This window comes from Pirellulales bacterium, assembly GCA_019694455.1.
GTDB lineage: Bacteria > Planctomycetota > Planctomycetia > Pirellulales > JAEUIK01 > JAIBBY01.
In genome coordinates, this window is record JAIBBY010000054.1 from 1 (window position 1) to 26,037 (window position 26,037).

Consider the following 26,037-nt stretch of genomic DNA (forward strand, 5'->3'; position numbering starts at 1 on the left):
TCCGCCGACGAGTGGGCCAACGGTTTCGCTCGACTCGGTGCAGGTGACAACCGGGCTGAACGGCGCGCCGCAGATCAAGCTGAACGTGAAGCTGTCGCAAGCGGCCACGACCGCCGTGACCGTGGATTACTTCACCAGCGACTTCGCCGCGCAAGGAGGCTCGATCACGATCCCCGCGGGCGCGACGACGCAATCGATCACGATTGGCGGATCGAGCGACCTGTCGAGCGGCAAGAGCGTGTTCGCCACGCTGGACAACGCGCGTCAGGCGGCGATCGGCACGGCGCAGGCCGTGTCGCAAGGCGTGGCGGCGGGGGTCGACGCGGCGCTGGATGTGAATGGCGACGGCAAGATCAGTTCGCTCGACGCGCTGGTGGTGATCAACGCCATCAATCGGGCGCCGGCCAACGGCGGCACGCCGACCTCGCTGAGCGTGAGCGCGACCAAGCTTGACGTGAACGGCGACGGCCGCGTGACCGCGATCGACGCGCTGCGGGTGATCAACCACATCAATCGAGAGAGCGGGACGCCAACGGCCGCGGCGGCAGCCGCCCCGATCGCAGCGGCTGGCTTGCCGCAGCCGGAGGCTGTTGCGGCGGCGTCGCCAGCGAGTGTTGCCGCGGCGCCGGCGGCTTCTTTCTCGGCGGAGCAATTGGCCACATTGGCCTGGCACTCGGCGGTGTCGGATCTGTTCGAGTCGCCGAGCGACCTGATCGAAGACCTGGCGCGGGCGAAGCAGAAACGATAGGCGGGATGCGGAACCGCGGAGACGCGGAGACGCAGCGAGGATAGTAGAACGGATTGGCTGGGGCGCGATTGCCGCGGCCCGTGGGTTGAGGAACACCCCCTCATCCGGCCTGCGGCCACCTTCTCCCCCTGCTACGCTTCGCTGCGCGGGGGCGAAGGTCGAGATAGACTCGCACGAAGAATTTACCGCATGCTGATGGCTGTCGCCGTGGAGCATGGCGCGCAAGCTGGAGCAGGGGATTAGTGGAGCAGTTGAGTTTGGATGAAGGCGCAATAAAAGGCCCGAGCACGCGACGCCGCGCCGCGCGCTCGGGCTAGAGTTGCCTTGCTGCCGCTTGATTAATACTCGCGGTGGGTGACGATGCCGGGTTGCGGCACGGGGTACTTGCCGTCGGCCAGAGCCAAGAGCGGGGCGGGGCTGTCCATCGTCAATTCGGCCACCTGCGGCGCGAACTCGTGCTCGCAGTTGAGCATCTGGTCGCGTGTGATCACCTGGCCGGTGTGAGCCGACATGCGGCCCATGCTGGTGATCAGGCTGGCCTCGGCGCCGCGTCGGACCTCGTTGTACGGCTTGTCGTCGCGGATGGCCTGAATGAGGTGGTCCCACTCCAGTTGATACGGGTTTTGCTCGCGGCCGTACTTCCACACCTGATCTTCCTTGACGAAGTTCTGCCCTTTGAAGATGCGGCAGCGGGCGGGCGTATGCCCGGCGGTGGAGATGATGGCCGCGCCCTTGCTGCCGTGGGCGTAGCTGGCGAACTCGTCGTGGCAGCCTTGCATGGTGCGACCTTCGAGCATGAGCTTGGCGCCGTCGGCAAAGGTGTACTCGGTGCTGTAGCTGTCGAAGTTTTGATCGACGTAATCGCCGCGGTAGTGGCGTCCGCCAGACGACTTGGCCTCAATGGGCCAGGCGTCCTTCATCCAGCAGCACTCATCGATGTTGTGAATGAGAAAGTCGCTATAGGCGCCGCCGCTCGCCCAGAGGAAGGCGTGGAACTCTTGAATCTGATAGAGCAACTCGCTCATGCCGTCGGGCTTGGGGCCGCAGAAGGCGTGGGCGGTGGGGCCGGCCAACCGATAGGCGCGCATCAGGATGATGTCGCCGATCTCGCCTTGCTTGATGCGGTCGTGCAACTCGGCGCGAGCCTCGCAGTGGCGGCACATGAGGCCAACGCCGACCTTGAGATTCTTTTGCTCCGACTCCTCGGCCAGGGCGAACATGCGGCGCGTGCTGGGGCCGTCGACCGTGACGGGCTTCTCCATGAAGACGTTCAGCCCTTTGTCGATGGCGTAGCGAAAGTGCGGCCAGCGGAACGCCGGCGGGGTGGCCAGGATCGCGACATCGCCCGGCCGCAGACAGTCCATGGCCTGCTTGTAACCATCGAAGCTGACGAACTTACGATCGTCGGGCACATCTACCTTGTCGCCATACGACGGTTGAATGTTGTCGTAAGCGCTCTTGAGCCGATGCTCGAACACGTCGGCCATGGCGACCAGCTTGGTGGGGCCGTTGGGGACCGACAGGGCGTTGACCGCGGCTCCGGCGCCGCGCCCGCCGCAGCCGATGAGCGCGATGCGAATGGTGTTGTCTTCACCGGCATGGACGTGCGGAACATGCAACTGACCTAGCGTGCTCACCGCGGCCATGGCGCCGGCCGTTTTGAGCAGATCGCGACGGGTGACGGTCGATTCGTTAGCGCTCATGGCGGAAGTTTCCTTTTTTGCGCTGGCCGGGCTGGGAGAGCCTGGCGGTTTTTGGGGTGGGAAGTGGCAGGAAGTGGTTAGTGCTTAGTGGTTCGTTACGACCCCCTCACCCCGGCCAGCGGCCGGACCTCTCCTCCCGGCTAGCGTGGGGGCGAGGTGGAATTGTGAGGAAGTCTTGCGATCATGCGCTGGCGATGAGCATACACCGGCGGCGCGGCGATCGCCATTATAGCTGCCGGCGCGGGGCCTGTCGGGCAGAGAATTGAGCGCGCCAGACGGTGGGCCCTCCAGATTGGGGGGCGCATAAAAAACCCCCGCGGCTTGTTGAGGGCCGCAGGGGTTTGCAAGGGTCGGTCTCAAGCGGAACGGAACGGACTAAAAGTCTTTTTCGTTGAGGGCGCGCTGAGCGTAAATCTTCAGCGCCGCCGAAGCGGAGTTGTTGATGAACGGTCCCGTGGTGGCGTACGTGCCAGCCGGCGACGAGGCCTTACCGCGGGGGGTCATCAACTGACAGTAGACGATGTACTCGATCTGGTCGGAAAGGAAGGTGGTGTGGTCGTCGCAGAAGGTGGCGACGACACCACCTGGGTGATAGCTCGACGGGCGGCCAAAGGTGTAGGCCGTGGCCGCGCCGGCGGTGTTGACATACGGCTCAACCAGACCGGTGTCTTGATTCATGCGACGGAGGCTTTCGGCCAAAAAGTCGCCGGCCGGACAGGGCATGTTGGTCGCCACGCCGCTGCTATCGACGCCCGCCTGCCAGACGAATCCAACCTGCGACTCGTAGATGTTGGTCCAGTTGCCGGAATCGACATTCTCGGAGAGGAGCAGGGTGGTGGCCATGCCGTCGCCACTGGAGATCAAACTGCTGGAGACCTTAGTGATCTTTTCGAGCGACGGAAGATCCCCGGTGGTATTTGCCGCAGGAGGATACTGAGCGGGAAACGCCACTTGCAGGTTGTAGGGATAGTTGAACTGAAAGATGCCGTTGGCGGCGTAGTCGCGCGGTGAATCGAGGGCCGTGCCGGTGAGGTTGCCTTCCTGATCCTTGAGGCCGCAGTTGACGACGTAGCTGAGCCAGGAGTTGACCTCGGTGCCGCCGTCGGAGTTCTCTACCCGAGCGTCGCTGGGGCAGGTGACGATCTTCAGGCCGAGATCGGGGGACATGCTAGGATTTGCGAGATTATTCACTACGGTGGCCGAATAGGCGGCGGTGCCGTAGTTGTCGACGATGTCGGTGCGTTCGACGTAGGGGAGGAGCGAGAACATCCAGCCCACGGGACGAGCGGCGTTTTTGGAGACGGGATTAATAGCCTGCGGGTTGACGTAGCCAGGGTAGGAATTGGCGCGCTGCTCGTATTGCACCACCGCCAGGCCGACTTGGCGCTGGTTGTTGACGCACTGGGCACGGCGGCCAGCCTCGCGCGCTTGATTGACCGCGGGCAACAACAGCGCGGCCAACATGCCGATAATGCTGATCACGACCAGCAGTTCGACGAGCGTAAAGCCCTGCCGCGCACGGGGATGCGTAACTCGTTTTTGGCGAGCCATGGGAATACCTCTCCTAGAGCTTGAGACGAGACCCCTGTCCGTTCCGCCATCAATTGTTGCAAGCGAGGGGCGAAATTGCCAGCAGATTTTTTGAACATTTTGGGGGCGCGGCACGCCCGCAATTGTTTGCAGCCAAACGAATTGGGGCGGAAGGCTAATGCAGAGACGCGAGGGGGAAGTAGGAACCGCAGAGACGCGGAGACGCAGAGGGAGGGGAGGGGGAAGATTTGAATGGCGCTCGAAATGCGAGAACAGGGGGGTGGACTCCGAAAACGTCTGTCCGAAAACCGGCCCGAGCGCCAGTGTTCATCGCGGCAAGCTTTGTCATGTGAATTGGTTGCGACTTCGGCTGTAGCGCGAATCGAGGTGGGGAGTTTTCGGAGTTTTCGGAATCGGGGTAGTGGCGTGGGAAGAAGAACCGCAGAGACGCGGAGGCGCAGAGGGGGAGGGGATTGAGCAGGGGAGCAGGAGAGGCGGCCTGTTGGGCCGCCGGGGGGAGGCAGAATTGAATTGCGCTCGAAAAGCGAAAACAGGGGGGGTGAACTCCGAAAACGTCTGTCCGAAAACAAATGTGAATGGGGATTCTGTTTTCGGAAGACTTTGGCGTGTCACGGCTTGCGACGTGCCGCACGCGCGAGAGGGGCGAGAGGGTTTTCGGAGTTTTCGGAATGAGATGGTGGCGAGGGAAGTTGAACCGCCGAGACGCAGAGACGCAGAGGGGGGGAGAGATTGAACAGGGGAAGAGGAGAGAAGGGAGCAGGAGAGAAGGGAGCAGGAGAGGAGGAGAGCAGGAGAGGAGGAGAGCAGGAGAGGAGGAGAGCAGGAGAGGAGGAGAGCAGGAGAGGAGGAGAGCAGGGGAGCCTATGTGGCCAGGAACCGCAGTGGACCGGGCGGTTTATTTACCCAGCACTTTGACGCCTAATTGCTTCGCGACCCTGCGCAGATCGTCGTCGAGCGACGCCAGCGGTAATTGTTGGCGCAGGGCCAGTTCGAGATAGGCAGCGTCGTAGCTCGTCAGCCCATGTGCGCGGCAGAGAGCGAAGCAGTGGTCAAAGGCTTGGTTCGAGAAGCCGTCATCAATTTGGATCGCAGAAGCTCGCAACGACTGCACGAATAGCTGCGAATCGGCGACCGAAATGCGCCGCCTTTTCTCGGCAGTGCGGAGCACATTGATCACCTCCAGCGGCCAATGCGGCGGCACGATCGCGGCAGCGTCGATCAATTGATCTTGTAGTTTGGCTGTGGCGGGGGTGAATTCGTCACCGAAGCACCACGCCATGGTAACCGAGCTATCCAAGACAAATGCGGGAGTCATTTGCGCCCCTCGGCGATCAGCTCCTTGACCTTGAGCCCGCGCAGTTGGCTGCGGCTGGCGACTTGACGCATGGCGCGAATGGCCTCTCGCCGCGCCTCGGCCGACGTGGCAGGCTGGGCGGGCGCTAAGCGCGCGACGGGGACGCCGCGGTGGGTGATTGTGAATTCTTCGCCGTTGGCCACACGTTGCAGGATTGCGGAGAAATGGGTTTTGGCGTCATAGGCGCCGATTACGTTTTCTGATGCGGTCATGGTGTTGTCCCGAAGGGGCGACCGATTCAACTAGTCGATAGACTAGTCTAAGTCTAAACGCGTTCCGGGGCAAACTTGCGGAGTGGGGCTTTGCTGCCGCCGCGCGCCGCGCCGATTTGCTCGACAGGCGCGGGGGGAGAGCGCAAACTGACCCTGCATTTCATTTTGGAGTAGCGCATCGGTTTTTCGGAGGCGGTCATGTCACGACGCGTGTTGTGCGGTTGGTTGTTGCTGGCGGCGGTTTGCTTTTCGGCGGCGCAAGGGGCCGACGCCAAGCGGAAGGTGTTATTCATCGGCATCGACGGTTGCCGGTTCGACACGATCGAGGCCGCCAACACGCCCAACCTCGACAAGTTGATGGCCGACGGCTGCTATGACTCGGACTGCCTGATTCTCGGCGAGCGCTATCAGAAGAACGACACCATCAGCGGGCCGGGCTGGTCGAGCATTTTGACTTCGGTATGGGCCGACAAGCACGGGGTACACGACAACTCGTTCAAAGGGAGGAACTACGAGAAGTTTCCGCATCTGTTCGCGCGGCTGAAAGAAGCGCGACCCGAGGCACGGACCGCATCGGTGGTGACGTGGATTCCGATTCAGCAATTCATCGTCAGCGGGGCCGACGTGGCGCGGCAGTTCATTCCGCTGGACGGCGGCTATGCCAAGGCGGACGAAGCGGCGGTCAAGGCGGCCGTCAAGCTATTGGCCGAGGACGATCCGACGATCTTGTTTTACTACATTGGCCAGGTGGATGAGGCGGGGCACAAGCATGGTTTTCACCCCACGGTGAAGGAATATGTCGCCGCGGTTGAGCAGGCCGACAAACTAGTCGGTGAAGTGGTCGACGCGATGCGCGCGCGAAAAACCTATGCCGATGAAGAGTGGCTGGTGCTCGTCACCAGCGACCACGGCGGCAAGGGAACCAGCCATAGCGCCGGGCATCAAGTGCCCGAGATCTTGAACAGCTTTGTGATCGTTTCGGGCGAGGCAGCCCAGCGCGGCAAGATCGACGGGGCCTATCTGGTGGATGTGCCGGCCACGGCGCTGGCCTACCTGGGGGTGGAACCGAAGGAGGAGTGGGGGCTGGATGGCAAGCCGGTGGGGCTGAAGTAGCGGCGAGTGGCTGGGGGAGGAAGAAGGAACCGCTGAGACGCAGAGGCGCGGAGAGGAGGGGAGCGGAAACTGAGCAGGAGAGTTGTGGAGCAGGAGAGCAGGAGAGTTGTTGATTGGAACCGGGATGGCGGCCGGTGAGTTACGGGAAGGCCCCCTCATCCGGCCTGTCGGCCACCTTCTCCCCCTGCTGCGCTTCGCTGCGCGGGGGCGAAGGGCGAAATGGACTCGCACTCGCAGCGACGAGGGGTGCAATCTGTTGCGAGCTGCGCGGGGGCGAAGGCCGAAATCGGATCGCACGTGGCTCGGCATGCCCACGGCTGCGCCGCGGAGCATGTCACACGGCGCGGAGGGAGAAAGCAGGAAGAAACGCGGAGGCGCAAAGGCGCGGAGAGGAGAGGGGAAGGGGGGCGGAAACTGAGCAGGAGAGTTGTGGAGCAGGAGAGTTGTTGATTGGAACCGGGATGGCGGCCGGTGAGTTAACGGGCGGCGATGAGGCGGTCGAGCTCTTCGCGGAGGCGCGGCAAGATTTTGTCGTAAGGGAAGGCGCCTAGTTCTTCCGGCCCCTTTTTGAGATTCACGAAGTTGGGCCCGCACCAGAGGCCGAGATCGGCGTCGTCGGTTTCGCCGGGGCCGTTCACGCGACAGCCCATCACGGCAATGGTGATGGCGTGCTCCTTGGCGTAGGCTGTCATTTCCTTGACGTCTTGCGCCAGTTCGATGAAGGCCTCGTTTTCCACACGCGAGCAACTGGGGCAACTGATGATGTTGATCGACTTGGCGCCGAAGTCGACCACGCTGCGCACGCGGCCGGCGGCGATGTCGGCCAGGATTTGCCGGCCGGCCTGAATCTCCTCGGGCTTGCGATGATTGGGCACCGTGAGCGAGACGCGGATGGTGTCGCCAATGCCACGGCTGATGAGTTGCTCGAAGGCGATGCGGGTTTTGATGACGCCGTCGGGGGGCAGACCGGCCTCGGTCACGCCCAGGTGCAGCGGCACATCGGGGCGCTCGGCGGCGAAGCGGCGATTGACCTCGATCACCTTGGCGGGGTCGGAGTCTTTGAGCGAGACGTTGTAGCGCGCAAAGCCGAGACGATCGAGCAACTCGCAATGCTCCCGCGCGCTGGCGATCATCGGCGAGATGGAGTCGTGCGCGTCGTAGCGCTCGGCGGCTGCGGGATCGACCGAGCCGCAGTTGACGCCGACGCGCATGGCGCAGTCGTTGGCGCCGGCGACCTCGGCAAGGAACTTGACCTTGTCCTGCCACGGCTTTTCGCGCTCGTGGTGGTAGAGATGGCCGGGGTTGTAGCGCACCTCGTCGACATGGGGCGCCACGTGCAGAGCGAGGCGGTAATTCTCTTGCAGGTCGACCGAGAGGTTGGCCTTGGTCCGCTGGCGAATCTCGGCCAGCGCGGCGGCGTCTTTTTGGCTATCGACGGCGATGCGCACCAGGTTGGCGCCGGCCGCCCGCAGGGCCTCGACCTGAGCGGCGGTGGCCTCGATGTCTTGGGTGTGGGTGGCGGTCATGCTTTGCACTGAGATCGGCGCGCCGCCGCCAATGGAGTGGTCGCCAATACGAACCGAACGCGTGGGGTTGCGGGAGATGTTCACGTGCTGCGGAGCCTCGGGCGTGGCGTGCCCCGCGCGCCGCCGATCGCTGGGGTGGGGATGCGCGGCGCGAGGGAGATTTGTTATTCTCCACTATTCTCAGAATCGCGGCGCCACTTGGCAACCGCAGTTGCCGGATTGGGTCGCCGCCGCCAACGACAAGGAATGGCCATGACGCCCGCGGCGAGTGTTCGCTATCTGGTGTTTGATCTGGAAACCGTGGCCGATGGAGCCTTGGTTTCCAAGCTGCGCTACCCGGGGCAGAACCTGCCGGCCGACGAGGCGGTGAGCCGCTACCGGGCGGAGTTGTTGGAAAAGTTTGACAGCGACTTTATCCCGTACACCTATCAGGTTCCGGTATCGGCGGCAATCGCCAAGGTGGCGAGCGACTACCGGCTGATCGACCTGGTGGTGTTGGACGAGCCGCGGTTTCGGCCGCACGTGATCACCGAGCACTTTTGGCGCGGCTGGGAAAAGTATGGACGGCCGACGTTGGTGAGCTTCAACGGGCGGACGTTCGACATTCCGGTGCTGGAGTTGTCGGCGTTTCGCTACGGCATCGCAATCCCGAACTGGTTCGCGCTGAAGGCGCGGAGCTTTGAGCAGCCGCGAAACCGCTTCAACCTGGATGGGCATTTCGACCTGCAGGAGTTGCTCACCAACTTTGGTTGCACGCGGTTCACGGGGGGATTGAACCTGGCGGCGAATCTGCTGGGCAAGCCCGGCAAGATGGACGTGCAAGGCTGCATGGTGCAGGACCTGTACAACGAGGACAAGCTGGCCGAGATCAACGACTACTGCCGCTGCGACACGTTGGACACGTATTTCACGTTTTTGCGCAGTCATGTGATGCTGGGCGATTTGTCGCTGGATGAGGAACAGGGGATCGTGGCGGAGACGAAGGAGTGGCTCTTGGCGCGGGCTAAGGATTCGCCGGCGTACCAGAGCTATCTGTCGAAGTGGGGAGACTGGCACGATCCGCGCGAATGAAGTGTTGGCAGTGAGTGTAAGCCCTCCCCCCTCATCCGGCCTTCGGCCACCTTCTCCCCCTGCTGCGCTTCGCTGCGCGGGGGCGAAGGCTGAGCTTGACTCGCGCGTTGCTCGGCATGCCCACGGCTGCGCCGTGGAGCATGGCACACCGGCGCAAGGGAGGAAGGAGGAGCCGCAGAGGCGCGAAGACGCAGCGGGGGAACAGGGGAGTTGTTCTCACGCCAAGCTTGCCGCTGAACGATCAGGTATAGCGGACGCCTTGGTGTTCTGGCTCGAAGAAGGCGGGGAGCAAGGCGTCGACGCGCAAGAGACCGTCGCGGGTGAGGGTGATCTGATCGCCGTCGATCTGCGCCCAGCCGTCGGTCGCGTATTTTTGCCAGACGTCGCGCCAGTCGGACACGATCTCGGCGGAGTATTTTTGGCGGAAGTAGCCCGCGTCGAGTTGGCCTGTTTTGAGTTGCAAGACCATCTCGCGAATGAGCATTTGATGCGGGGTGGGGCGCAGGCCGCGGGCCAGCGGCAACTGGCCGGCGTCGAGGGCGGCGATGTACTGCGCCCAGTCGGGGTGGTTTTGGTAATGCACGCCGGAGGCATGGCCAAAGCTGGCGACGCCGGTGGCCAACAGGTCGGAGCCGCGCCAGAGATTGTCTCGATAGCTGAAGTTGACGCGATGCTTGTCGCGCACCAGGGTGTAAGCGCTGGAGACAGAGTAGCCGGCGGCGCCGAGCGCGTCGTAGGCCTCGCTCATCCAGCGGCGCTTGGTGGCCCAGTCGGCGATGGGGCTTTGGCCGCCGTGCAGGATGTCTTGCGAGATGACAGTGTTGAAGGGGAGTTCCATTTGATAGATGGTGACGCTGTCGGGGGCGAGCTCGACGGTGCGCTCCAGGCACATGCGCCAATTGGCGTCGGTCTCGCCGACCATGCCGGCGATGAGGTCGATGTTGGTGTTGACAAAGCCGATGTCGCGGATCCAGTCCCAGGCGCGGAAGATCTCGGCCGCTTGATGCGCGCGGCCGTTGGCTTCCAGCACGGCCTCGCCAAAGTTCTCTACGCCGAGGCTAATGCGGGTGATGCCCAGCTCTTTGAGCGTTTCCAGCTTGGGGCGCGAGAGGGTGCCGGGCTCGCACTCGAAGGTGACCTCTTCGGCCTGGTCCCAGTTGATGTTGGCGCGGAGGCGATCGACGAGGCTGGTGAGTTGTTTGCCGCTCAAGAACGACGGTGTGCCGCCGCCGAAATAGACGAAGCGGAAGGGGCGACCGCCCATAACCGGGAGTTGGCTGACGAGCTCGATTTCGCGCGAGAGAGCGGCGACATAGGTCTCGACGTCGCCGGCGGTCTTATCGGTGTAGACGCGAAAGTAGCAGAACTTGCAGCGCTTGCGACAAAAGGGGATATGCAGATAGAGACCGAGCGGAACAGCGGCCGGCGGCGACTGGAGCGCGGCGCGGACCTGCGGCAGCGCCTCGGGGCCCCACTGCGAGAAGGGAGGATAGTTGGCGATGAAGTAGCTGCCGACCTCGGTGTTTTTTTGCGTGTCTGTGGCCATGTCGGCATCCTCCCGCGGGTTGGCTAACGGCGTGTGTGTTGCTGGGCGCAAGACCTCGTCGAGTCGTGAATTCAGCAGTGGTTTGAATTTGGATTGGTTGGCGGGCCCTAGGCGGTTACTTCTGGCCGAAGCAGTAAACGAAGCCGTCTTCGCTGGCGATGACCAGCTTGCCGGCCGCCACCGCGGCGCCGCCGGAGAAGCCTCCGCCCGCTTCATACTCCCATTCTGGTTGGCCGCTGTCGACATTCAAACCGTAAATGCGCCCATCGGCCGAACCGACATAGGCGCGCTGGCCGACGATGACGGGCGAGGCGTCGACGCGTCCCTTGGTGACGAATCGCCAGCGCTCTTCGCCGCTGGCGCGATCGAGGGCGTGGACGACTTTGTCTCGTCCGCCGACGATCACCAGTTGCGGCGCGAGGGCCGCGGAGGAGCGAAACGGCATGCGTTTTTTGGGGTCGCGATATTTCCAGACGACTTGGGGATTTTGCCAGTTGATGCAGAGGACGGTTTCGCCCTCGGTGCCGAAGTAGACAAAGTCTCCACCGACGGCGGGCGCGGCGCCGGTGGGCGCCTCGATATCGACGCTGGCGACTTCCGTGCCGGTGGTGAGGTCGACGATGTGGAACTTGCTGTCGCAGCCAGCGACGAAGGAGCGATCGCCGACGACGGTGGGAAAGCAGCGGATTTGATCGTCGATGGCGAAGCGCCAGACCTCTTTGCCCGATTCGGCGTCGAGGCAGTAGAGATGCGAATCTTGCGAACCGAAGAGGACGTTGGCGCCGTGGAAGTTGGCTCCGGAGTTGATCTCGGCCTGCGAGGCAAAGCCCCAGAGCAGATCGCCGGTGGCGGCGCTGACGCAGTGGAACTTGCCCTCGGCGTCGCCGATGTAGAGTTTGCTGTTTTTGAGCGCGGGGGAGGCGTAGAAGCCAAGCTCGCTATGGTACTTCCACTTTTCGGCGCCATCGGCGAGGTTGAGCGCGTAGAGATAGCCGTTGAGGCAACCGATGTAGACCGTGCCATCGACGATGATGGGGCTGGTTTCGAAGGCGCCATCGGGCGCGGTGAACTTCCACAGCAGATCGGGCTTGTCGGGCAGTTGGCTGACGGCAACACCGGTGGCCAGTGGTGAACCGCGCCCCATGGGCCAGGCCTCGGCGCTGGGCCAGAGTGCGGGATCGGTGACGATTTCTTCTGGTGGCGCGGCCGGCGGGTCGTGCGGAATGTCGGTGGCAGCGGTGGCGACCTCGCCAGTCGCCGTTTCGGCAGATGGCTCGCTAGTTGTGGGTTCGTGGACGGTCGTCGCCGGCGCAGAAGGTTCGCTAGATTGGTTGGCGGCTGGCGGCGATTGGCCGCAGCCGGAGAGAATGACCAGTGCCGCTAATAGCGGCGCCACGATGCAGCCAGCGCGACGCGCGATCATAGGGCCCCCCGGTAAAGCTCGCGTAGTTCGGCGATGCCGACTGCGCGGGGATTGAAGCCGGCTGTCCACTGCCTGGCGGCGGCGGCGGCCAGGTCGTCGAGGCGCGATTCGTCGATGCCGAGCGCGCCTAAGCGCGTGGGGAGCGCGGCGGAGTCGACCAGGCTCATCAGGAAATCGGCGAGCCCGTCGGCGCCATGCTCGACGCGCGGTGCGCCGTTCTGACCGCTACTGGCGGCGAGCAGTTCTTGATACCACGTTTGGCAAGCGACGCCGTTAAATCGCACCACATGCGGCAACATGAGCGACACCGCCTGACCATGCGCGACGCCGAACTGCGCCGTGAGCGGATTGGCCAGCGCGTGCGCGGCGCCGAGCATGGAGTGCTCGATGGAGAGGCCGGCCAGCGAGGCGCCAAGCTGCATGCCGGCGCGGGCTTCGAGATCGGTGGGATCGCGCAGCACGCGGGAGAAGCTGTCTTCCAGGTGGCGCCAAGCCTCGCGGGCAAAGCAGAGCGAAAGAGGATTGCGCCGCGTGGCGACGTAGCTTTCGACCGCATGGGCGATGGCGTCCAGGCCAGTGAGCGCGGTGACGCGCGGCGGCTGCGTGAGGGTGAGCTTGGGATCGAGAATGGCCACCCGGCAGGCGGCGCGCTTGTCGCCGCAGGCCATCTTGGTGTGGGTGTCGGCGTCGGAGATGAGGGCGAACGACTGCGTTTCGCTGCCGGTGCCAGCGGTGGTGGGGACGGCGATCATCGGGAGCATGGGGCCGGTGGCCTTGCCGACTCCCCAATAGTCCTGCATGCGGCCGCCGCAGGAATAGAGAAAGTTGATTCCCTTGGCGCAGTCCATCGAGCTGCCGCCGCCCAGCCCAACCAGCAGCGTGGGCTGGAACTGCCGGGCGAGTTGGGCGCCGGTTTCGACATCGAGGGTGGAGGGGTTTTCGTGGACTTGGGCAAAGACCTCGGCGGCGATGCCGGCCGCGGCGAGGGCCGCGAGCGAGTGATTGGCATGCCCCGCGGCGACGAGCCCGGCATCGGTGACGACCAAGGCGCGGCCGCCGCCAAGCTGTTGCGCCAGTTGCCCCAGTTCGTCGACCTTGTCTGGCCCGAAGACGATGCGCGTCGTCGGTTGAAAGTCGAAGGGGGTGAAAGTCATGCTGCGAGCCGGTGGGGTGGACGCGCGCGACTAGCTTGCCAGCGTGGCGAGCCGGTCGGCGGGGACTTGGAAGGCGCGGGCGCGGAACAGGAACTCGACGATGTTTCCTTCGTGGGGCTGGAGCCAGTCGAGTTTGATGGTGGGAATGGCCCCGATATTGAGGCGGTCGATGTGGGTGGCGTCTGTCAGGGCGCGTTGCAACTTGGGATCGTCGGTGATGCCGGTGCAGACCAGCGTGGGACCGATGGATTGGAGCATTTTGTCTTGTGGGCACTCGACCACGCTGACAAACGGGAACATATATTCGGCCTTGGCGAGCGCCGGCTCTGGCGACGCGCAATGCACAACTGTGGGACGCAGGTAGGCGGCGCGCTCCAGTTCGACCAGGCGCGGGCCGTACTTTTCGGTCATGTGGGTGACGCCTGATTCTTTGAAGCCGGCTTCGATCGACTTCCAAATAGCGGCGGCCGAGCCAGGGATGGTGAAGGCGGCCAAGGCGGCCTGGGGATCGTCGGGCGGTTTGACCTCGACGGGGCCGATCTTTTCGGCCAGCGCTTGGGCGATTTCCTTGGTGTGGCGCGAGGCCCAGACGGCGGAGCAGTTAATGCAGCCACGGCCGCTGTTGAGATAGACGCTGTCGGCCATCAAGTCGATGTATTCTTCCCAGCGGTCGACCACGTCGTCGCCGAGGAGAATCTTGCTGAAGCCGGGGCCATGCACCTGCACGCGGGGGTTGCCTTTGTAGCGTTCGACGGTGGGGGCGCCGCCGAAGATCATGCAGCGCTCAGCGGACGACAGGACCGCCGCGCCGACATCGGCGCCGCCGGGATAGATTGAGATGGCCTCACGCGGGATGCCCGCCTCGGTGAAGGCGGCGGTCATGCGGTACGGAGTCCACGGTTCTTGCGGGCCGGGCTTGAGCACCAGGCCGATTTGCATGGGAATGACGGGCAGCCAAAGGGTATGCACGCCAGGGGAGTTGGAGGGGAGCACCAGACCCAGCACCGGCGACTGCGCTTGGTAGCTGACGACGACGCCGCGCTGTTCGACACCGTAGCCGCTGGTGAGGATCGACAGGTCGAGGCCGCGGGTGAGGGCATCGAGCACTTGATCCATGTGGCTCAAGACGAAGTGGTTCTTGGTCATGTTCGCCTTGGCCATGTGCACCGGCAGGCCGGTGGTGGCCGATTGCATGCGGGCGAACTCGTCGGGCGACTGCATGCCCGTGCCGACGGGGAGCGTGCCACTTAGGTAGAGATCGGCGGCCTTGCGGATGCGGCCGATCAGTTCGTCGCAGGGGATGTCGCGGAGCACGTCGCGGGCGCGCTGCGCTTGGCGCATGTCGCGCTGCACCAGCCCGGCGTTGGCCTGATGCACCTTGGCCAGCGGCTCGCCAGTGAGGAAGTGCAGGACATCCTCTTTTTCGAGCGACTCGTAGGGTTTGCCCCAGCGGAGAACAGGAATTTCGAGCACGCTAGATCATCTCCGGTTGCGAGGAATTCCGCAGGCAGCGCCGACAGCAAGACGTTCAATATACGCCGACGGTTGTGGCTTCGGCCAGTTCGTGAAACGGACGCACGCCGCTGATGCCGTCCCAAGGATATTTGGCGTACGGCTGCTCTCGTTCTCCCTCGTCGCGCTCCAAAAAACCGGGGACGAAGAATTCTTTGGTGAGCGTGGTGAGTTTGACGCGGCCCGTCTGGCCATAACCGACCGACTGGTGGTAGTTGTCGAACTCGACCACCTCGATCACGGCGCGTGGTTGCGGAGCGTAGTAGGTGATCTTGTAGCCATCTTCGGCGCGGACGGGGCGCGAGCAAGCCAGACCCATCAGGGTGTTGCCATAGGTGGGAGTCATATAGACGCCGTCGAGCAGTTCCTCGCAGGCAAAGCGGGTCCACTGTGGCGTAAACTCGGTGCCGCCGGAAAAGATGCCGGTGATGCCGCTCTCTTTGATCGACGAGCCACGGGCCTCGAGCGCGGTGGCGAGCGATTCGAGCAGCTTGGGAGTGGTGAACATGCAGCGGATGTCGTGGCCCGCGCCGAGCACGCTAATGGCCTGATCGATCACGTGTTGCTTATAGGCTTCGAGGTGCTCCATCCAACCTTTTTTGATGAGCTTGATGACCCAGCGCGGATCGAGATCGACGCAAAAGCAGATGCCGCCGCGATGCTGCGCCAAGTGTTCGACCGCCAAGCGCAGACGGCGCGGACCGGAGGGGCCAAGCATCAGCCAATTGGCGCCGCGCGGAAAATATTGCTCGGGGAGCGTGTCGCTGAACAACTCGTAGTCGGTGCGGAAATCGTCGATGCTGATACGGCTTTTGGGGATGCCGGTGGTGCCGCCGGTTTCAAAGACATAGACCGGTTTTTTGGCGAGTCCCTGAGGAACCCAGCGACGGACTGGCCCGCCGCGGAGCCACTCGTCTTGAAACTCGGGGAATTTTTTCAGGTCGTCGTAAGTTTTGACTTCTTTCAGAGGATCGAACTTTAGCTCCTTGGACTTTTCCAACCAGAAGGGGCAGCCGCTCGACGGATGAAAGTGCCACTGCACGGTTTCGTAGGCGTGGGCGTCGAGCTTTTGGCGAGCGGCGCGGATGTCTTCTGGCGTGGCGGCAGCGGTGGCGTCGGTGGGGCTCATGCGGGTATTTCCCAGTCGAGTACAAGTGCGGGCGGAGACGGCCGGGGCAATGCGAGGCGAGCGTGGCAGGGCAGGGCCGGCGGGCAAATCTGGGGGGCGATTTTCCAACAGCGAAAATACCGCATCTTGCGGCGCGCGACAACCGCCTGCGGCGCGGCGCGAAGCAGCGTAGAATGGGCCGCTACTGTCAATGCGGACGAGGAAAGCGAGCGGCCATGGCGACGGCATATCCGACCCAGCTTGAGCGTGCGGCGGGGGGCAAGCTTTTGATTCAGTGGAGCGACGGAGCGCGGCGCGAGTACACGGTGCGCGAGTTGCGCGAGGCGTGTCCTTGCGCGACGTGCCGCGAGAAGCGGGACGCGCCCCCTCAGCCGGCGGGGCTGTTGCCGGTGCTTTCGGCCGCCGAGGCGCGACCGCTGGAGCTATTGGGGATGAAGCCGGTGGGCAACTATGCCTACGCGATCGAGTTCAGCGACGGGCACGACACGGGGATCTACACGTTTGAACTGTTGGGGCGGCTAGGGGCCGCTGCCTAGTCGCCGGCCAGCGCATGGCGGCCGCCGCGCGACGCCCGCGACTTCCTTATATAGATGTCACTTCCTGGGATGAGCCGCATGCGATACGGGTTGATTGTGTTGATGCTTGGCATTGCCTTCGCGCCGTGCTGTGCCGCGGCCGATGACCCGCCCGACACGCAGCGCGACGCGCCGGCGCTATCGAAGGCGGAGGAGGTTGCTCGGGCGGTGCGCGTGCCGGTGGGTTTTCGGGTGAGCGTGTTCGCCAGCGAGCCGCTGGTACGACAACCGATTGCCATGACGACCGACGCGCGGGGGCGATTATGGGTAGCTGAGAATTACACCTACGCGGTGGCGCCGACGCCGGAACTGGAGGCGGTGCGCGACCGGATCATTTGCTTGGCCGACACCGACCACGACGGACGGGCCGACGAGCGCACGGTGTTTTGGGACGACGCGAGGGAACTGACGAGCATTGAGATTGGCGCGGGGGGATTGTGGGCGCTTTGTCCGCCGCGACTGTTGTTCTTGCCCGATCGCGACGGCGACGACCGGATTGATGGTCCGCCGCAGACGGTGCTGGAGGGCTTTGATCTGACGCCGGCCAACCGGCACAACTTTGCCAACGGCCTGAAGTGGGGCCCCGATGGCTGGTTGTATGGGCGCAACGGCATTACGCATGTGGGACACGTTGGCGCGCCGGGGGCGGAGGCAGGCGAGCGCGTCGAGATTGGGCCGGGCATCTGGCGGTTTCATCCGCAGACGCGCCAGATTGAGATGGTCGCCAACGGCACGACCAACCCCTGGGGGCACGACTGGGATCGGCATGGCGAGTTGTTCTTCATCAACACGGTGATTGGCCACCTTTGGCACGCCGTGCCGGGGGCGCATTTTCGGCGGATGTTTGGCGCCGACTCAAACCCATACGTGTATCAATTGATTGAGCAGACGGCGGACCATTTTCATTGGGACACCGCCGAGAAGTGGAACGATATTCGGCACGGAGTGACCGGCAGCACCGACCAAGCGGGAGGCGGGCACGCGCATTCGGGGCTGTTGATCTATCAGGGAAATCAATGGCCGGCGCCGCACCGCGGGGCGGTGCTGACGATCAACCTGCACGGACGGCGATTGAATGTCGATCATCTGGAGCGCGCGGGGGCGAGTTACGTGGCTCATCATGGCCAAGATCAATTCTTTTGGTCCGATCCTTGGTTTCGTGGGATCGAACTGTTGGCGGGCCCCGACGGCGGAGTATATGTGGCGGATTGGACCGACGTGGGAGAGTGTCATGAGTTAGATGGCGTCCACCGTAGCTCGGGCAGGATTTTCAAGATTGACTACGGGACGCACGAGCGAGCGGCAGCGGCCGATTTGGCGCGGCTGGACAATCTGGCGCTGGTCGAACTATTGAAGCATGAGAATGTGTGGTTCGCACGACAGGCGCAGCGACTGTTGACCGAACGGGCGGCGGCGGGGGGAGATTTTCAAAAGACCGTGCAGGCGCTGCGGCGATTGTTCGATGAACAGCAGGACGTGGCGCTGCAGTTACGCGCGATGTGGACGCTGTACACCTGCGGAGCGGCGCCCGAGGGCTGGCTGATGGAGCAGTTGGCGCACGTCGATGAGCATGTGCGGACGTGGGGCGTGCGACTGCTGGTCGATCGCGGTGCGGCGTCTGATGGGGCTATCGAGCGATTGGCCCAACTGGCGAAAGAGGAGCAGTCTGGGCTGGTGTTGTTGTATCTGGCGTCGGCATTGCAAAAACTGCCGGCGGAGCAGCGACTGGCGATCGCAGGCAGTTTGGCCGCACATGAGGAGTTGGCGGACGATCGGGAGTTTCCGCTATTGCTCTGGTATGGCTGCGAAGCGGCGACACCGTTGTTTCCGGCGCAGGCGGTGAAGCTGGCCGTGGGCGCCGAGATACCGCTTTTGCGCCGATTCATCGCGCGGCGATTGACGCAGGAGGCCGATCGCGCGCCGACGGGGTTGGCCGCGCTATTAGAAGCGGCGCGCGCAAGTAACGACGCCGCGGTGCGGCGCGACCTGGTGGCTGGCATGGCCGAAGGGTTGCGCGGGCGCCGGCGTGCGCCACAGCCGGAGAACTGGCAGGCGGTGGCGAGCGCCTTGGAAGCTGACGGCGACGCGGAACTGCGACAACGGCTACGCGAGATGGCGGTGGTGTTTGGCGATGGCGTCGCGCTGGACGAACTAAAGAAGTTAGCGGCCAGTGCTGAGGCCGATCTGGACACGCGGCGCTCGGCCGTGGAGGCATTGGCCGAAGCGCGGGCGGAAGGTTGCGAGGCGATCTTTGAGGCGCTGTTGGGCGACGGCGACCTGGCGGCCAGCGCGGTGCGCGGGCTGGCATCGTTCGACAACCCGGCCGCGGCGGAGTTGATCGTGCGGCGCTTTCCTGGCTTGATACCTACGGCGCAAGACGCCGCGCTGGAAACACTGATCGCGCGACCGACATCGGCCTTGGCGCTATTGCGGGCGATCGAGGGCGGCGCCATCTCGCGCGACTTTGTTTCGATTTTTCAGGTGCGGCAGATGCAGGCGTTCGAGCAGCCGGAGATTCAAGACAAGCTGCGGGCGGTCTGGCCAGAATTGCGGCCGATATCGGCCGACAAGCAGGCGCGAATCGCCGAGGTGCGCGGACGGCTTACGCCCGAGTCGCTGGGGCAGGCCAAGGCCGGTCGCGGGCGAAGGCTGTGGGACAAATCGTGCGCCAAATGTCACACGCTATTTGGCGAAGGAGGCAAGATCGGACCTGACCTGACGGGGGCTCAGCGTTCGAACCTGGCGTACTTGTTGGAGAACGTGATCGACCCCAGCGCCACGTTGGCGCCGGGCTTTCGCATGTCGACCCTGGCGCTGACCGACGGGCGAGTGATCCAAGGGGTGATCTTGAGCAAGACCGAGGCGACTTGGGAGGTGCAGACGCCGACCGACAAGCTATCGATCGACGTGAACGACATTGACGAAACAGCCGACTCGACGCAGTCGCTGATGCCCGAGGGGCTAGTGGACTTGCTCGCGCCGGAGGAGATTCGCGATTTGGTGGCGTATTTGATGTCGCAGAGCCAGGTGATGGCGGCAGAGTAGCGCCTGGATTGTCTGTCCGTCCCTCCGAAGAAAGCACTCCGATGCAGCAAATGACTGTGGCCGCCGTAGTGGCGCTTTTGACATCGTTGTTCGCATCGCTCTGCAGCGCGGCGGGGGAACCGAAACCTCGCGCGGTGGAGCGGGCCGCAGTGACGCGGATGCTGCCGGAGCTGCATCTGTTGGCGCCGATTTGGGACTCGACCGTGGTCTACGGCGAGAGCGTTTTGCCGATGCAGCTTACGGCCGATGGTGAGATTTCGGGGCGGCTGGGCTGGGCGGCGAGCGAGCTATTGGAGGTGCGGTCTGCGGATGGCCAGCGCAAGTTGGAGATTGGCCGCGATGCGCGGTTGTCGGCGGACGGCGGCGAGGTGATTTTTACATCGGAGAGCGCGCCGCAGTTTGTGAAGGGGAGCGACCTTTTTCCCTCGGCGGCTAGCGGCGACGGTTATGCGCATCGCGTGGGGCATCCTGAGCAAAATATGTTGTATGGGCCGGGGTCTTGGTTCCACGATCGCCAATTCGAGGTGACGTACCGGCGACGGTCGGCGCCGTGGCCCAGCGCCGTGCCGAGCTTGCAGGAAGCGGCGCTTGCGAAAACGCTGGCGCGATTGCGGGCCAAACAGCCGCTGACGATTGGTGTCTCTGGCGACAGTATCAGCGCGGGGTACAACGCCTCGGGCGTGGTGGCGGCGGCGCCTGGGCAGGCGGCCTATCCCGATCTGGTCGCCGCGCAGCTTGAAGCGACCTATGGCGGCGAGGTGAAGCTGGTCAATCGAGCGATCGCCGGGTGGAGCATCGCCAACGGGATTGACGACCTGCCACAACTCTTGGCCGATAAGCCACAACTGATCATTGTGGCTTATGGCATGAACGACGTGGGGCGCCGCGACCCGGCCTGGTTCAAGGAGCGGACGCATGCCCTGGTCGAGCAAGTACGGCAGGCCGACCCGGAAATTGAACTGATCTTGGTGGCGCCGATGATCGGCCATGGCGAATGGATTCACACGCCGCGGGAGATGTTTCCCTTGTATCGCGACGCGCTGGCCGCGCTCACCGGCAACGGCGTGGCGCTGGCCGACGTGACCGCCATTTGGGAAGCACTGTTGCGGCATAAGCACGATCTGGACCTGACGGGCAACGGGCTGAACCACCCGAACGATTTTGGGCACCGACTGTATGCGCAGACGATCTTGGCGCTGCTGGCGCCGAGAGGGGGGTAGTGGGGGGGAGGTGAGGAAGCCCGCGCTCAGCGAAGCTCATCGTCCGAAAGTGGCGGCTGGCCTGGGCCGCGGACACGTAGGATGTGGACGTTCTCACCATCGATATGGCAAATCGCTCGGTAGACTCTGCCATGCCTGGTTTTGAACAGAATCTGTCGAACTTCCAAGTCGAGATCACTGTTCTCCGGCGCGACTGGGAGCGACCCGGCCACGTCGGATAGTCGCGCAACCATTTGATCGTACGCTGCGAGCCATGCGGCGGCGCCCTGCGGCGACCGTTCAAACAGCCACGCGAAGATGCGCCGTTTGTCCCATTGAGCCTTGGTCAGTTCGAAAACTCGAAACTTCATTGATCGGCAATGCCGAAGTCCCGTCGAAGCTGTCGCGAATTTTCACCAGCGGGGGCGCCAAGTTCGCCGCGTCTCAGATCGGCGATGGCGGCGGCGATCGCGGCGACATTTGCCGCACGTTCCGCGAGGGGTGGGTTCTCAAGGCGCCAAAGGTCGAACAACTCGTCAAGAGTTGAGTCGGCATTGCCGCTGCTCAGATGGCTATGCACAAACTGCGTGAATTGCTGGAGGTCGCGTTCCGTCGTCGTCATCTACTTGCACCGTCGTTGAGTCCGGAGGCAATGGCACGTTGGCCGTTTGTCCATTATACCACGGCGAGTGCGTGTCGACGTCGGCAGAGAAGAACCCAGTCTGTGCGGAGCATATGGTTCACCGGCACGATCTGGACCTGACGGGCAACGGGCTGAACCACCCGAACGATTTTGGGCACCGACTGTATGCGCAGACGATCTTGGCGCTGCTGGTGCCGAGAGGGGACTGATGGGGGCGACTCACAGTCGCGGATCGACGGGCTCGCTTTCCAAGGCAAGCACGCCGAAAACGCACTCGTGGACCCGGCGAAGCGGCTCTTGGCGAACGAATCGCTCCAATGCCTCGACACCTAGAGCAAACTCGCGCAGCGCGAGCGATCGCTTGGGGCCAAGTCCGCGATTACGCAAACGGTGAAGATTGTGCTCCTGGTCATAGTCCGCGCCGTAGATAATGCGCAGATACTCGCGCCCGCGACATTTGAGGGCTGGTTGAACCAGTCCTTTGCGTCCTTTGAAGATAAAGTCGTGTGGCTTGACGACCATTCCTTCGCCTCCCCGTTCGGTCAAATCAGTCCACCACTTAATGGCGCGAACCTGGCTATCGGCGTCGGTCACGTCGATGACCTCAAATGGCGTGGCCAACAGCAGGTCAGTGTCTTCACGGCAGATTCGGGCCAGCGTTTCCATGTGCCAAACGTGGCTCTTGTCGGTATGCACGCGACCTTCGGTTGCCAACAGGTGAAACGGGGCCAGCTTGAGATCGTCAAGCGTTTCCACGTGCCAGCAGTATTGCCGATAGGCCGCAACAAATTTTCCGATGTTCTCGGCGCGCGCTTGAAATGCCGCGGCGACTGCTTGCGATTTTGCTTTTTCTTCGTCGTTTAGACGGACAATTGTCTGCTCCAGCTTTGCCACCGCCTGCGGCAATGAGGCTCGTCCAGCGGCCCCGGTCGCGGCGTATTGCGACCGCAATAGTTCCTGGGCCTTGGCCGACCACGGCATTAGCTCACAATCTAGGCAAATCCAGGATGTTTGAAATTCATTCCAAAATCCGGCGGCGCTGAGCGCCGATTGGACGCGAGTCAGAAATTGGCGCTCCATTTCGGCGTCGTTGAAGAACCGACGCCCTGTCCTGGTGTAGACAATGCCGATTTCATCTTCCATGACCCCAAACCGCAGTTGCGCCACCCGCTCGTCTTGGCAAACAATCACAACCGCCCGCGAGCCCATGTGCTTTTGCTGACAAACAACTTGTGGGCAGCCTTGATTGCGGAAGTACGAAAACGCGTCGGCGGGATGTTCGAGCAAGCCAGGTTCGAGCGAGGTTTCCGATGGCGACATCGTCGGCGGCAAGTAGATGAGCCATTTGGGATTGGCCGCGAACCGGCTCATCACTTCGAGCGCCGCGGTCGCATTCTCTTCGCGCACCGTCACATTGCCGCGCAATCGGGTCGAGACGAGTCGCTTACCAAGCACATCCTCGGCGTCGAGCAGGTCATCATGCTGTTGCTGGGCGGACAGCGCGGGCGCCAGTTGGTCGACGTCGAGGAATGGGCGGGTTGGCTGACAATAAGTGTGCCGGGCCGGGCAAGAAACAAGTTCCTTCTCTGGATAGCGCAGCGCCGTCAGCTTGCCGCCGAACACACAGCCCGTATCGATGTTGATTGTTCGATTGAACCACTCTGGTTCGGGCACCGGCGTGTGGCCATAGACAACCATCGCCTGCCCACGGTATTCAGCGGCCCAATTGTGGCGCACTGGCAGACCGAATTCATCGGTCTCACCAGTCGTTTCTCCGTAGAGGGCAAAGTCGCGCACTCGTCCGGAGCCACGGCCTTGCATCTCTTGCTTCATGCCAGCATGAGCGACAACCAGCCGGCCGTTGTCAAACACGTAATGACTAACTAGGCCATCGAGAAAATCGGAAATACCATCGCAAAGCTTGCGGCGTTCGTCGTCGGTGACTTCAAGGGCGTCGATCTCGGCCAGCGTCTCGGCCAGCCCATGAGTGATTTGCACCTGTCGACCTCGCAACTTTCGCAGCAACTTGATGTCGTGATTGCCCGGCACGCAGAACGCGGCGCCGGTCGAGACCATATTGCGCACGAGGTTCAACGTGTCGAGTATGCGGGGCCCACGATCCACCAAATCGCCGACAAACACCGCCTTGCGGCCCGCCGGATGCGCATAGGCAGGCGTCGCGTTCTGGCCGGCGCATTCGCTTTGAACCGTCTGATAGCCGAGTTGGCGTAGCAACGACTCAAGTTCGTCGCAACAACCGTGGACATCGCCAATAATGTCGAACGGTCCATGTTCATCACGACGGTCGTTCCAGAGCGGAACTCGCTCGATGTTTGCGGCGTCGATCTCTTCGGGAGTTTCGAGCACGAACACATGGCGGAAGCCCTCGCGGCTTAGTTGGCGAAGTCCGCGACGAAGTTGCGAGCGCTGCTGCGCAACGACGTGCGGGCCGAAGTTGCGATCGGCCCGCTCGCGGTTGCGGTCCTGACAGATACGCTCCGAAGGGTTGAGAACAATGGCTACTGGCAGGCAGTGGTATTGTCGCGCCAACTCCACAAGCGGCTTGCGCGCATCGGGTTGCACATTGGTTGCGTCGACCACCGTCAGCTTGCCCAGAGCCAGTCTCTTGGCGGCAATAAAATGCAAGACGGCGAACGCGTCAGCCGTCGCGGCCTGATCGTTCTCGTCGTCGCTAACCAAGCCACGGCAACGGTCCGACGACAACACCTCGGTTGGCAAGAAGTGTTTGTGCGCGAAGGTGCTCTTGCCCGACCCGCTTGGGCCGATCAACACGACCAACGACAATTTTGGAATCTTGATCTGCATGTGCCACGCACCCGCACTGCCGCGCTAGCGACTTGGTCAGTCACGATGAAAGACGCCCATTTGCGTCGGAGAACCGACTGTGGGGGCTTCCATTCCAATCGGCAAGAAACGGACTGAATAGCCGAAGCGTTCAGCCATGGCGCGCGACCAAGCTTGGAATTGCTCGCGCGTCCATTCGAAGCGGTGATCGGCATGGCGAAACGTGCCCGCCGGAAGCGATTCCCACATCACGTTGTATTCCTGGTTCGGCGTGGTCAAAACGATGGTCTTGGGACGGGCAAACTCGAACAATACCCGCTCGAACGCCTTCAGTCGGGGCGGATCGAGGTGCTCAACGACTTCGACGACCGCGGCCGCGTCAAAGCCTGATAGTCGTTTGTCGCGATACATCAACGACCCGTGGAGCAAGGTGATGCGATCCTTTTGCATGGAAGGCAGTCGATCGTAACCCAGTCGTTGCGCCGCACGTTGCAAGGATTGAACTGAGACATCCAGCCCGATGATTCGAGTGAAGGCGCGCACCGGCAACAATTCTCGGAGCAACTTTCCTTCGCCGCAGCCAAGGTCCAAGACGCTGGCGGCTCCCGCCGCGCGCAATGCGGCCAGCACAGCGCCCAGCCGCTGCTCGTTCAAGCTGAGCGGCTTCTCTAGCAGCGCTTCGCTCGCATCGGCCGGCCGCTCGCTGGGATTCTCCTCGGCAGCGTCGTTCATTTCATCAAGGCGCGCGAGCGCGGCGCGGAACAGGCTCGGTCGAAACTTCAAATAGCGTCGAGCAATCTCCTCCTTGGCAGAATGATCGGCCAACCAGCCATCGCCTTTCTTGAGGAGTTTTTCCAATTCGTCGTCACCTACGAAGTAATGCTTGTGGTTGTCGAACACCGGAATGAGCACATACAGGTGGACCAACAGATCGCGGAGCGTGGTCACCTTACTTATTGAGACCGAGAAGTACGGGGAATCGCCCCATTCGGGAAATCGCTCATCCAGTTCTGCCCTTCGGACCTCGACTTCGTAGCCCAGTGGTTCAAACAGTCGACCCAACATCTGCTCGCCGCCGCGGACGGGGAGCACATCGATCCGGGCCGAAAGCGGCATGGGCGTGTTGGCTAATTCTGGCCGCGCATCGCAGCGGCCTGACAGCGCCGAGCCAAACACCTGCGCGATCGCCACACTCATGAAGGACGAGGCCGCATAAGGTCGGTCGTTCACATACTGCGCCAGCATGAAGTGTGTTATGTTCTTGCCCCGCACGATGCCAACTGGATCGACATCGAGCAGCAAACAGGCGGTGCAAGAATCGGGATTTGCTTCGGGATAGAAAACGTGCGCCTGCCCAAAGCTGAGATCGAAAGACTGAAATCGCGCTGGATGCTTATGCAGCAAGTAGCCAAGGTCGTCGGCGGATGGGCGCGTGGTGTTGATGGTCAAGAGCATATGCAGATCCAATCATGGCGGTTTGCCGCAAGCGAGGCTAGACGCCATTTGGCGATCAATGGTTCGCGCCGTCGCAAAAGCGGCGCGCTGGCCGCTGATTAGTTCCGCCCGCCGAACCAGCGCTGGATGCGGTTGTTTCTGAGCATGATTTGAAGCTTCTCGAACATTTCGGAGCCTTCCTCGAAGTGGATCCCTCGGACGGGCTCGGGCGTCGGCATTCTATGCTCCGGCAGCGCTGCTTGCACCGACCTCGGGGGGTAAACTTTTTGGCGG

At 62.9% G+C, this 26,037-nt stretch carries 20 protein-coding genes; 7 read left to right on the forward strand and 13 right to left on the reverse strand.

Annotated elements, in window-relative coordinates:
- Positions 1-748 (forward strand): hypothetical protein (locus K1X71_17465; GenBank protein ID MBX7074933.1); only part of this gene is annotated, 748 nt, incomplete at its 5' end.
- A gap of 338 nt (positions 749-1,086) precedes the next feature.
- Here the strand turns inward: K1X71_17465 and K1X71_17470 are convergent.
- The 4 genes from K1X71_17470 to K1X71_17485 all read right to left on the reverse strand — a co-directional run bounded on the left by K1X71_17470 (position 1,087) and on the right by K1X71_17485 (position 5,568).
- Positions 1,087-2,451, reverse strand: a complete 1,365-nt coding sequence (locus tag K1X71_17470) for a Gfo/Idh/MocA family oxidoreductase (GenBank protein ID MBX7074934.1) — start codon at positions 2,449-2,451, stop codon at positions 1,087-1,089.
- Positions 2,452-2,826: 375 nt separating this feature from the next.
- The gene (locus K1X71_17475) at positions 2,827-4,002 is read right to left on the reverse strand and encodes a DUF1559 domain-containing protein (GenBank protein MBX7074935.1); all 1,176 of its coding nucleotides are present in this window, start codon (positions 4,000-4,002) and stop codon (positions 2,827-2,829) included.
- A gap of 895 nt (positions 4,003-4,897) precedes the next feature.
- Positions 4,898-5,317 (reverse strand): type II toxin-antitoxin system VapC family toxin, encoded by a 420-nt coding sequence (locus tag K1X71_17480; protein MBX7074936.1) that lies wholly within the window; start codon positions 5,315-5,317, stop codon positions 4,898-4,900.
- Positions 5,314-5,568, reverse strand: a complete 255-nt coding sequence (locus K1X71_17485) for a type II toxin-antitoxin system prevent-host-death family antitoxin (GenBank protein ID MBX7074937.1) — start codon at positions 5,566-5,568, stop codon at positions 5,314-5,316. Before K1X71_17485 ends, K1X71_17480 begins: the two co-directional genes overlap by 4 nt.
- Before the next feature lie 198 nt (positions 5,569-5,766).
- Between K1X71_17485 and K1X71_17490 the strand changes: the two genes are divergently transcribed.
- Positions 5,767-6,681, forward strand: coding sequence for an alkaline phosphatase family protein (locus tag K1X71_17490; GenBank protein ID MBX7074938.1), 915 nt, complete (start codon positions 5,767-5,769; stop codon positions 6,679-6,681).
- A gap of 476 nt (positions 6,682-7,157) precedes the next feature.
- Here K1X71_17490 and ispG read toward each other — a convergent pair whose 3' ends face one another.
- Positions 7,158-8,291, reverse strand: coding sequence for a (E)-4-hydroxy-3-methylbut-2-enyl-diphosphate synthase (gene ispG, locus K1X71_17495; GenBank protein ID MBX7074939.1), 1,134 nt, complete (start codon positions 8,289-8,291; stop codon positions 7,158-7,160).
- Positions 8,292-8,453: 162 nt separating this feature from the next.
- Between ispG and K1X71_17500 the strand changes: the two genes are divergently transcribed.
- A complete protein-coding gene (locus tag K1X71_17500) occupies positions 8,454-9,278 on the forward strand; it encodes a 3'-5' exonuclease (GenBank protein ID MBX7074940.1) in 825 nt (274 codons plus the stop codon).
- 241 nt (positions 9,279-9,519) lie between these two features.
- On the opposite strand, the gene K1X71_17505 is transcribed toward K1X71_17500, so the two are convergent.
- From K1X71_17505 to K1X71_17525, 5 genes are all read right to left on the reverse strand, one after another.
- Positions 9,520-10,824 carry a coproporphyrinogen III oxidase family protein gene (locus tag K1X71_17505; GenBank protein ID MBX7074941.1) on the reverse strand — a complete coding sequence of 435 codons (1,305 nt, stop codon included), beginning with the start codon at positions 10,822-10,824 and terminating at the stop codon, positions 9,520-9,522.
- Between the two features lie 115 nt (positions 10,825-10,939).
- Positions 10,940-11,968 carry a PQQ-binding-like beta-propeller repeat protein gene (locus K1X71_17510; GenBank protein MBX7074942.1) on the reverse strand — a complete coding sequence of 343 codons (1,029 nt, stop codon included), beginning with the start codon at positions 11,966-11,968 and terminating at the stop codon, positions 10,940-10,942.
- A gap of 275 nt (positions 11,969-12,243) precedes the next feature.
- Complete coding sequence (locus K1X71_17515; GenBank protein ID MBX7074943.1) at positions 12,244-13,401, reverse strand: iron-containing alcohol dehydrogenase; 1,158 nt, start codon at positions 13,399-13,401, stop codon at positions 12,244-12,246.
- 30 nt (positions 13,402-13,431) lie between these two features.
- Complete coding sequence (locus K1X71_17520) at positions 13,432-14,874, reverse strand: aldehyde dehydrogenase family protein (protein MBX7074944.1); 1,443 nt, start codon at positions 14,872-14,874, stop codon at positions 13,432-13,434.
- A 55-nt stretch (positions 14,875-14,929) separates the two neighbouring features.
- Positions 14,930-16,042 (reverse strand): hypothetical protein, encoded by a 1,113-nt coding sequence (locus K1X71_17525; protein ID MBX7074945.1) that lies wholly within the window; start codon positions 16,040-16,042, stop codon positions 14,930-14,932.
- A gap of 215 nt (positions 16,043-16,257) precedes the next feature.
- Between K1X71_17525 and K1X71_17530 the strand changes: the two genes are divergently transcribed.
- The 3 genes from K1X71_17530 to K1X71_17540 all read left to right on the forward strand — a co-directional run bounded on the left by K1X71_17530 (position 16,258) and on the right by K1X71_17540 (position 20,882).
- Positions 16,258-16,578: a DUF971 domain-containing protein gene (locus tag K1X71_17530; GenBank protein ID MBX7074946.1), complete on the forward strand. Its 321-nt coding sequence runs from the start codon at positions 16,258-16,260 to the stop codon at positions 16,576-16,578.
- Between the two features lie 78 nt (positions 16,579-16,656).
- On the forward strand, positions 16,657-19,662 hold the full coding sequence (locus K1X71_17535; protein MBX7074947.1) for a c-type cytochrome: 3,006 nt from the start codon (positions 16,657-16,659) through the stop codon (positions 19,660-19,662).
- Between the two features lie 41 nt (positions 19,663-19,703).
- The gene (locus tag K1X71_17540) at positions 19,704-20,882 is read left to right on the forward strand and encodes an SGNH/GDSL hydrolase family protein (GenBank protein MBX7074948.1); all 1,179 of its coding nucleotides are present in this window, start codon (positions 19,704-19,706) and stop codon (positions 20,880-20,882) included.
- A gap of 346 nt (positions 20,883-21,228) precedes the next feature.
- On the opposite strand, the gene K1X71_17545 is transcribed toward K1X71_17540, so the two are convergent.
- Positions 21,229-21,483, reverse strand: a complete 255-nt coding sequence (locus tag K1X71_17545) for a hypothetical protein (protein MBX7074949.1) — start codon at positions 21,481-21,483, stop codon at positions 21,229-21,231.
- 71 nt (positions 21,484-21,554) lie between these two features.
- On the opposite strand from K1X71_17545, the gene K1X71_17550 reads away from it, so the two are divergent.
- Positions 21,555-21,713 carry a hypothetical protein gene (locus K1X71_17550; GenBank protein MBX7074950.1) on the forward strand — a complete coding sequence of 53 codons (159 nt, stop codon included), beginning with the start codon at positions 21,555-21,557 and terminating at the stop codon, positions 21,711-21,713.
- Between the two features lie 10 nt (positions 21,714-21,723).
- Here K1X71_17550 and K1X71_17555 read toward each other — a convergent pair whose 3' ends face one another.
- Both K1X71_17555 and K1X71_17560 read right to left on the reverse strand, forming a co-directional pair.
- On the reverse strand, positions 21,724-24,330 hold the full coding sequence (locus K1X71_17555; GenBank protein ID MBX7074951.1) for a polynucleotide kinase-phosphatase: 2,607 nt from the start codon (positions 24,328-24,330) through the stop codon (positions 21,724-21,726).
- 36 nt (positions 24,331-24,366) lie between these two features.
- Positions 24,367-25,764: a 3' terminal RNA ribose 2'-O-methyltransferase Hen1 gene (locus tag K1X71_17560; protein MBX7074952.1), complete on the reverse strand. Its 1,398-nt coding sequence runs from the start codon at positions 25,762-25,764 to the stop codon at positions 24,367-24,369.
- Between the last annotated feature and the right edge of the window lie 273 nt (positions 25,765-26,037).